Annotated in this window: 9 protein-coding genes; 3 read left to right on the forward strand and 6 right to left on the reverse strand. The window is 67.3% G+C overall.

Translation table 11 applies throughout. The features are described from left to right. Positions 1-783, reverse strand: a 783-nt coding sequence (locus ACE026_RS19455) for an ion transporter (protein ID WP_486040613.1), incomplete at its 3' end; no start/stop codon positions are given. Between the two features lie 65 nt (positions 784-848). Between ACE026_RS19455 and ACE026_RS19460 the strand changes: the two genes are divergently transcribed. Further along, a complete protein-coding gene (locus ACE026_RS19460) occupies positions 849-2,078 on the forward strand; it encodes an acetylornithine transaminase (protein ID WP_486040486.1) in 1,230 nt (409 codons plus the stop codon). Positions 2,079-2,110: 32 nt separating this feature from the next. Here ACE026_RS19460 and ACE026_RS19465 read toward each other — a convergent pair whose 3' ends face one another. Beyond that, a complete protein-coding gene (locus ACE026_RS19465; RefSeq protein WP_486040487.1) occupies positions 2,111-2,722 on the reverse strand; it encodes an HAD-IA family hydrolase in 612 nt (203 codons plus the stop codon). A 113-nt stretch (positions 2,723-2,835) separates the two neighbouring features. Between ACE026_RS19465 and azu the strand changes: the two genes are divergently transcribed. After that, on the forward strand, positions 2,836-3,294 hold the full coding sequence (azu, locus tag ACE026_RS19470; RefSeq protein WP_486040488.1) for an azurin: 459 nt from the start codon (positions 2,836-2,838) through the stop codon (positions 3,292-3,294). A 54-nt stretch (positions 3,295-3,348) separates the two neighbouring features. Here azu and hemL read toward each other — a convergent pair whose 3' ends face one another. Continuing rightward, positions 3,349-4,638: a glutamate-1-semialdehyde 2,1-aminomutase gene (hemL, locus tag ACE026_RS19475; RefSeq protein ID WP_486040489.1), complete on the reverse strand. Its 1,290-nt coding sequence runs from the start codon at positions 4,636-4,638 to the stop codon at positions 3,349-3,351. Then, positions 4,635-5,279, reverse strand: a complete 645-nt coding sequence (gene thiE, locus ACE026_RS19480) for a thiamine phosphate synthase (protein WP_486040490.1) — start codon at positions 5,277-5,279, stop codon at positions 4,635-4,637. The genes hemL and thiE overlap by 4 nt, the downstream gene beginning before the upstream one ends. Positions 5,280-5,351: 72 nt before the next feature. On the opposite strand from thiE, the gene ACE026_RS19485 reads away from it, so the two are divergent. Further along, positions 5,352-5,543 (forward strand): rubredoxin, encoded by a 192-nt coding sequence (locus tag ACE026_RS19485; RefSeq protein ID WP_037553342.1) that lies wholly within the window; start codon positions 5,352-5,354, stop codon positions 5,541-5,543. Positions 5,544-5,586: 43 nt separating this feature from the next. Here the strand turns inward: ACE026_RS19485 and ACE026_RS19490 are convergent, their stop codons facing one another. Further along, positions 5,587-6,432, reverse strand: a complete 846-nt coding sequence (locus ACE026_RS19490) for a SirB1 family protein (RefSeq protein ID WP_121039490.1) — start codon at positions 6,430-6,432, stop codon at positions 5,587-5,589. Positions 6,433-6,492: 60 nt separating this feature from the next. Further along, the gene (locus ACE026_RS19495) at positions 6,493-6,945 is read right to left on the reverse strand and encodes a DUF192 domain-containing protein (protein WP_123730294.1); all 453 of its coding nucleotides are present in this window, start codon (positions 6,943-6,945) and stop codon (positions 6,493-6,495) included. Between the last annotated feature and the right edge of the window lie 27 nt (positions 6,946-6,972).

Consider the following 6,972-nt stretch of genomic DNA (forward strand, 5'->3'; position numbering starts at 1 on the left):
GCCGCGCGCATCCCGGCGCGGGGCATGCTCGGCATCGCGCATGGTGTTGGCCAATTCGGCGGTGTAGATGCCGGTCGGCACGGCGATGATGCTGTAACCGATCAGGATCAGTACCGAGGTGACGAACCGGCCCAGCACGGTCTGCGGCACGATGTCGCCGAAGCCCACCGTGGCCATGGTCACCACCGCCCAGTACATGCTGCTGGGGATGCTGGTGAAGCCGTGGTTGGGGCCTTCGATCACGTACATCATGGTGCCGGCGATGATGGTGATGGTGATCACCGTGAACAGGAACAGCAGCACCTTGCGCCGGCTGCGCCACAGCGATTCCATCAGCACGCCGCTTTCTTCGATGTAGCGGGTCAGCTTGAGGATCCGGAACACCCGCAGGATGCGCAGCGCGCGCACCACCAGCAGGCTCTGCGCGCCGGGGATGAACAGCGACAGGTAGGTCGGCAGGATGGAGGCCACGTCGATGATGCCCCAGATGCTGAATGCGTAGCGCAGTGGGCGTTTGACCACCACCAGCCGCAGCAGGTACTCGGCGGTGAACAGGATCGTGAAGCCCCATTCGAGCACGTAGAGCCAGTCGGCATAGGCCGCATGGAAGCGCTGCACGCTGTCGAACATGACCACCACCACGCTGGCGATGATCGCGTAGACCAGCAGCAGGTCGAAATTGCGCGAGGGCCGGGTGTCGTGGCGGTAGATGATGTCGAACCACTGGCGGCGCCAGCCGGATTCGGTGGCGGGGTTGAGCTGGGGGGCGGTGAACGGTCGCATGGTGCGCATTGTGCCCCACCGGCCCAAAGCGCGAGAATGGGATCTTTCCTGAGCCCTTGACCGCCATGACCGCCGCTGCCACCGATCCGCTGTTGTCCCTGTCGCATTACTACCTGCCGGTCTACAAACCGCGCCAGGTGGTGCTCGAACGTGGCCAGGGCGCGCGCGTCTGGGACAACCAGGGCCGCGAATTCATCGATCTGGCCGCCGGCATCGCGGTGTGTGGCCTGGGCCACAACGATCCGGACCTCACCGCGGCGCTGATCGAGCAGGCCGGCAAGCTCTGGCACACCAGCAACGTGTTCTACAGCGAACCGCCGCTGCGCCTGGCCGAAGAACTGGTCACCGCCTCGCGCTTCGCCGAGCGCGTGTTCCTGTGCAACTCCGGCACGGAAGCCAATGAAGTGGCGATCAAGCTGGTCCGCAAGTGGGCCTCCTCGCTGGGCCGCCCGGCGCACCAGCGGGTGATCGTGACCTTCCGCGGCAGCTTCCACGGCCGCACCCTGGCGGCGGTGACCGCCACCGCCCAGCCGAAGTACCAGGAAGGCTACGAGCCGCTGCCCGGTGGCTTCCGCTATGTCGATTTCAATGACGAGGTGCAGCTGGAGACCGCGATGGCCGCCGGCGATGTCGCGGCGGTGATGCTGGAGCCGATCCAGGGCGAGGGCGGCGTGATGCCGGCCAAGCCGGGGTTCCTGCAACGTGTGCGCGAGCTGTGCGACCAGCACAACGCGCTGGTGGTGCTGGATGAGATCCAGGCCGGCATGGGCCGCACCGGCACGCTGTTCGCGCACTGGCAGGACAACATCAAACCGGACATCGTCACCCTGGCCAAGGCACTGGGCGGCGGTTTCCCGATCGGCGCGATGCTGGCCGGCCCGAAGGTGGCCGAGGTGATGCAGTTCGGCGCGCACGGCACCACCTTCGGTGGCAATCCGCTGGCCGCGGCCGTCGCCCGGGTGGCGCTGCGCAAGCTGTCCTCGCCGGAGATCGCGCACAACGTGAGCCGTCAGTCGCAGGCGCTGCGCGATGGCCTGGGCAAGATCAACGACGAGTTCAAGGTGTTCAGCCAGGTCCGCGGTCGCGGCCTGATGCTGGGCGCGGTGCTGGACAAGGATTTCGCCGGCCAGGCCGGTCCCATCCTGGATCACGCCGCCGAGCACGGCCTGCTGACCCTGCAGGCGGGGCCGGACGTGCTGCGCTTCGTGCCGTCGCTGAACATCACCGATGAAGAAATCGCCGAAGGCCTGAAGCGTCTGCGCGCGGCCGTGCAGTCGTTCATCGCCTCGCGCTAGCCAACGGCGGTAGAGCCGACCGTTGGTCGGCTCTACGTCAGGGCGTATCGCTTGATGACCTTGCCGAACGCGCGGCTGTCCGTTGCGGTCTCGGCCTGCAGGCCGGCCAGCCGTGCCCCGCGCACGTTGACGAACAGGTCATCGATGAACAGCGTGCGCTCGGCACGTGCGCCGAGCAGCGTCACCGCCTTGGCGAATATCGCCGGATCCGGCTTGCGCCCGCCCAGCGCACCGCTGCACAGGATGCGGCCGTGCAAGGCATCGGCCAGGGTTGGAACGAGCTGTGGAATCGTCTGCGCCATCAGCGCGCCGTTGTTGGTCAGGATCCCGATCGGCAGTGTCTGCGCGATCCGTGCCACGCGTTCGATCACACCTGTTTGCGGTGCGCACGCGGCGATGCGCGCCGCCTGCCACTGCGCGATGTTGATGGTGGTGTGCAGCGCATCGCCCAGTTGCTGCAGGTAGGCGTCGGTCGCCATGCCGCTGTCGTAGGCGCGTTCCAGCCCACTGTCGAACAGTGCCGCCTCCACCTGCGCCGCGCTGCAGCCGACGCTCGCGGCCAGATGGCGCACACGCAGGTGCCGCGCATAGCGCACCAGCACGCCATCGAAATCCAGCAGCAGGCACTCGATCACACGCGGCATGGGGCCGTCTCGTCCAGATCCAGCGCTGACCGTAACCCAGCCAGTGCCTGCGCTGCGACATCACGTCGCACGTCGCCTGCACGGGCGGTCACTAGAATCGCGGGGACTGCCTGATGGAGATCGCCTTGAAACTGCTTGCCCCCGTGTTGCTCGCTGGCCTGATGCTGGCCCCGGCCGCCCATGCGCGCGTCTGCGCGATCGCCATCGACAGCACCGACCAGATGAGCTTCAGCCAGAAGGAACTCAAGGTGGCCGCGGACTGCACCCAGGTGAAGCTGACCCTGCGCCACACCGGCAAGCTCGCGGCGACCGCGATGGGCCACAACTGGGTACTGACCCGCGCCGCCGATTATCAGCCGGTCGCGATGGCTGGCATGCGCACGACGCTGGCCGACAGCTACCTGCCCAAGGGCGATGCACGCGTGCTGGCGCATACCCCGGTGATCGGCGGCGGACAGACCACCAGCGTCACCTTCTCCACCGCCAAGCTGACCAAGGGCGGCGACTACACCTTCTTCTGCTCGTTCCCGGGCCACTTCGCGATGATGAAAGGCCGTTTCGTATTTGGTTGAAGCAATTAACAGGGACGGGGGTAATTATTAACTACCCCCGTCCCCGTTATTTGATCAGCCCTTGACGACCTTGAACGCTTCGCGCGCCGCCTCGAGCGTTGCCTCGATGATGCTGTCGTCGTGTGCGCTGGACAGGAAGCCGGCTTCATACGCCGAGGGGGCAAGGAACACGCCGCGCTCCAGCATCGCGTGGAAGAAGGTGTTGAACGCGGTGATGTCGCACGCGGTCGCCTGCGCGTAGGTCTCCACCTTCTGGTCAGTGAAGAACAGGCCGAACATCGCGCCGACCTGGGTGGTCGTCACTGCCACACCGGCCTCGGCAGCGGCCGCTTCCAGCCCCGCGCACAGGCGCGCGGCAGAAGCACTCAGGCGATCATGGAAGCCCGGTTCCTGCACCAGTTCCAGCATTGCCAGGCCGGCTGCCATCGCCACCGGATTGCCGCTCAGCGTGCCCGCCTGGTAGATCGGGCCGGCCGGGGAAATCTGCGACATCAGCTCGCGCCGGCCGCCGTAGGCGCCCACCGGCATGCCACCGCCGATGATCTTGCCGAACGTGGTGAGGTCCGGGGTCACGCCGTAATGCGCCTGCGCGCCACCGAGCGCCACGCGGAAGCCGGTCATCACTTCATCGAAGATCAGCACCGTGCCGTACTGCGTGCACAGTGCGCGCAGGTGCTGCAGGTAGCCCTCGCGCGGCGGGATGCAGTTGGCGTTGCCGACCACCGGCTCGATGATCAGCCCGGCGATGTGCTCGCCCTGTTCGGCGAACAGCGCGGTGGCCGCCTCGAAATCGTTGTAGGGCAGGGTCAGGGTGAGTTCGCTCAGCCCGGCCGGCACACCCGGCGAGGTCGGCACGCCCAGGGTCAGCATGCCGCTGCCGGCCTTGACCAGGAAGGAGTCGCCGTGGCCGTGGTAGCAGCCTTCGAACTTGACGATGCGGCTGCGGCCGGTGGCACCGCGTGCCAGCCGGATCGCCGACAGCGTGGCCTCGGTGCCCGAGTTGACCATGCGCACCATCTCGCAGGACGGCACCAGCCGGGTCAGCGTTTCGGCCATGGTCACTTCGGCTTCGCACGGCGCGCCGAAGGACAGGCCGTTGCCGATCGCCTGCTTGACCGCCTGGCGCACAGCGGTGTGGTTGTGGCCGACGATCATCGGGCCCCAGGAGCCGACGTAATCGATGTAGCGGTTGTCGTCCACGTCATACAGGTAGGGGCCATCGGCGCGCTTGACGAAGAACGGCTCGCCGCCGACCGATTTGAACGCGCGCACCGGCGAGTTGACGCCGCCCGGCAGCAGCTTCTGGGCGCGGGTGAACAGGGCGTGGGACTGGTCGTGGTTCATGCGGTCGTATCCTGGAAGCAAGCGAGGTAGGCGTGCAGCGTGGCGACCGGGTCGGGCGCGGCGTACACGCTGCTGATGACGGCAACCAGATCGGCGCCGGCAGCGATGAGCGGTGCCACATTGTCCGGGCTCAGCCCGCCGATCGCCACCCGCGGCACCCCGAGTGCGGCGCTTTGCCGCAGCAGGTCCGGCGGGGCGCGGCGGGTGGTGGCCTTGCTGGTGCTGGGGAAAAAGGCCCCGAAGGCGAGGTAGCTGGCGCCGGCGGCGACCGCGCGCTCGGCCAGCGCCAGGGTGTCATAGCAGGAGGCGCCGATGATGGCGTCCGGGCCGAGCAGGGCACGGGCGGCGGCGATATCGCCATCGTCCTCGCCCAGGTGCACACCGGCCGCGCCGACCGCCTGGGCCAGGGCCACGTCGTCATTGATGAGCAGCGGCACCGCGTACAGCTGGCACAGACCCTGCAGCGCAGCGGCCTGGGCGTGGCGCAGGGCCACGTCAGCGGTCTTGTTGCGGTACTGCAGCCAGGTGACGCCGGCCGCCAGCAGCGGCGCGGTGCGCGCCAGCAACCGCGCGGTATCGGGCTCGTCGGGGGTGATGAGGTAGACGCCGCGGGGCGGCGTGGGGGCTGAAGCGTGATTCATCAATGGCTACCGGTAGCGCAACGGGAGTGGGACAATGAGCGCTGTCAGCTCTTGTCCTGCCGTGATTATCCGATGACCGACGCAACCGCCACCACCTTCCGCACCTGGATGTGCGTTGTCTGCGGCTTCCTGTACCGGGAAGAAGACGGGCTGCCGGAAGAGGGCATCGCCCCGGGCACGCGCTGGGAAGACATTCCCGATACCTGGACGTGCCCGGACTGCGGCGTGACCAAGGATGATTTCGAGATGGTCGAAGTCGACTGAGCAACGCCCGGACGCCATCGCCCGGGCGCGCGTGTTGGTGCGCTCAATGCAGGCGCGGCACCACGCCACCGAGGCCGACCAGCTTCTCGCGCACGAACTGGGCATCGCTGGCCTTGGCATTGCGCTTGAGATACAGCCCCAGGTCGTTGCGCGCGCCGGCCTCGTAATCCAACTGCAGGTAGGCCATGCCGCGATCACGCAGGGCATCGTCCTGCTCGGGCGCCAGTTTCAGCAGGCGGTCGGCACTGCGCGCGGCGCGGTCCCATTCGCCGCGCTCCACGTACACGCCGTGCAGGTTGCGCAGCATGCGCATCAGGATCGCGCGTGCCGGGGCCGGGTCCAGGATCTGCGCGAGCACATCGTCGTCAGGAACTTCACCGCCCAGGTGTGAGCGTGCGCGTTCGCGCAGTTCTTCCACGCCCAGCGGGCGGCCGCCGTTGAACGGGTCCATCACCAGCACGCCGTCGTTGAGCGGCAGGCGCACCAGGAAATGCCCGGGGAAGGACACTCCGTCCAACGGGATGCCGAGCCGGCGCGAGACTTCCATCTGCACCAGCGCCAGCGAAATCGGATTGCCCAGGCGGCGTTCGAAGACCTGGTTCAGATAGCTGTTGCGCGGGTCGTAGTACTCGCCGTGGTCGCCGCTGTAGCCCAGCTCGTCGAACAGGTGGCGGTTGACCGCGGCAATCTTCAGCGGCCACATGTCGATCGTGGCGATCTCGGTGCGCAGGTGGTCGGCGTGACTCTGCAGGACCGCGTCGTAGACGGCGGGGTCCAGATCCGGGTATTCGTCGCGGGCGATCAGCAACGCGGTCGGCAACAGCGGCAGCGCCTCGTCATCCAGCTCGGCCAGTGAGTCCCACGTCGGCAATGTGATCTGCCCCTGCATGGGACAAGACTGGCGACAAACGCGCCGCGATTCAAGGGCGCGGCGCGTTTATCAGGAGTTTTATTTGCCGTCGGCGATGCCGGGGCCGAACGTGAGTTCGGTGCCGTCTTTGAGCGCCATCTTTTCGGCCTGCCCGGCGTTGAGTTCCAGCACGTAGCGGGCCGGTTCGCTGCTGGGGTAGGGCGGGCAACGATCGCCGGCCGAACACGGCGGCACATCGCGCTGCTGGCTGACCAGGCGGCGCTGCGCATCGAAGTACAGGATGTCCAGCGCGATCTTGGTGTTCTTCATCCAGTACGCCTGCAGTTCTTCGCGTTCGTGGATGAACAGCATGCCGTGGTCCTCGGGCATCTGGTCGCGGAACATCAGCCCGCGGGCGCGGGTGTCGTCATTGGTGGCCAGTTCAACGTGGTAACGGTTGCCGTCCAGCTCCACCCAGTGGCGGGCATTGGTGCTGGCGCAGCCGGTCAGGGTGAACAGCAGGAGCAGGGGCAGCAGGCGCAACAGGGACATGGGCGTACCTCGTTGGGGTGGGGGGGG

The sequence above is a fragment of the Stenotrophomonas sp. AGC87 genome, from assembly GCF_057333975.1.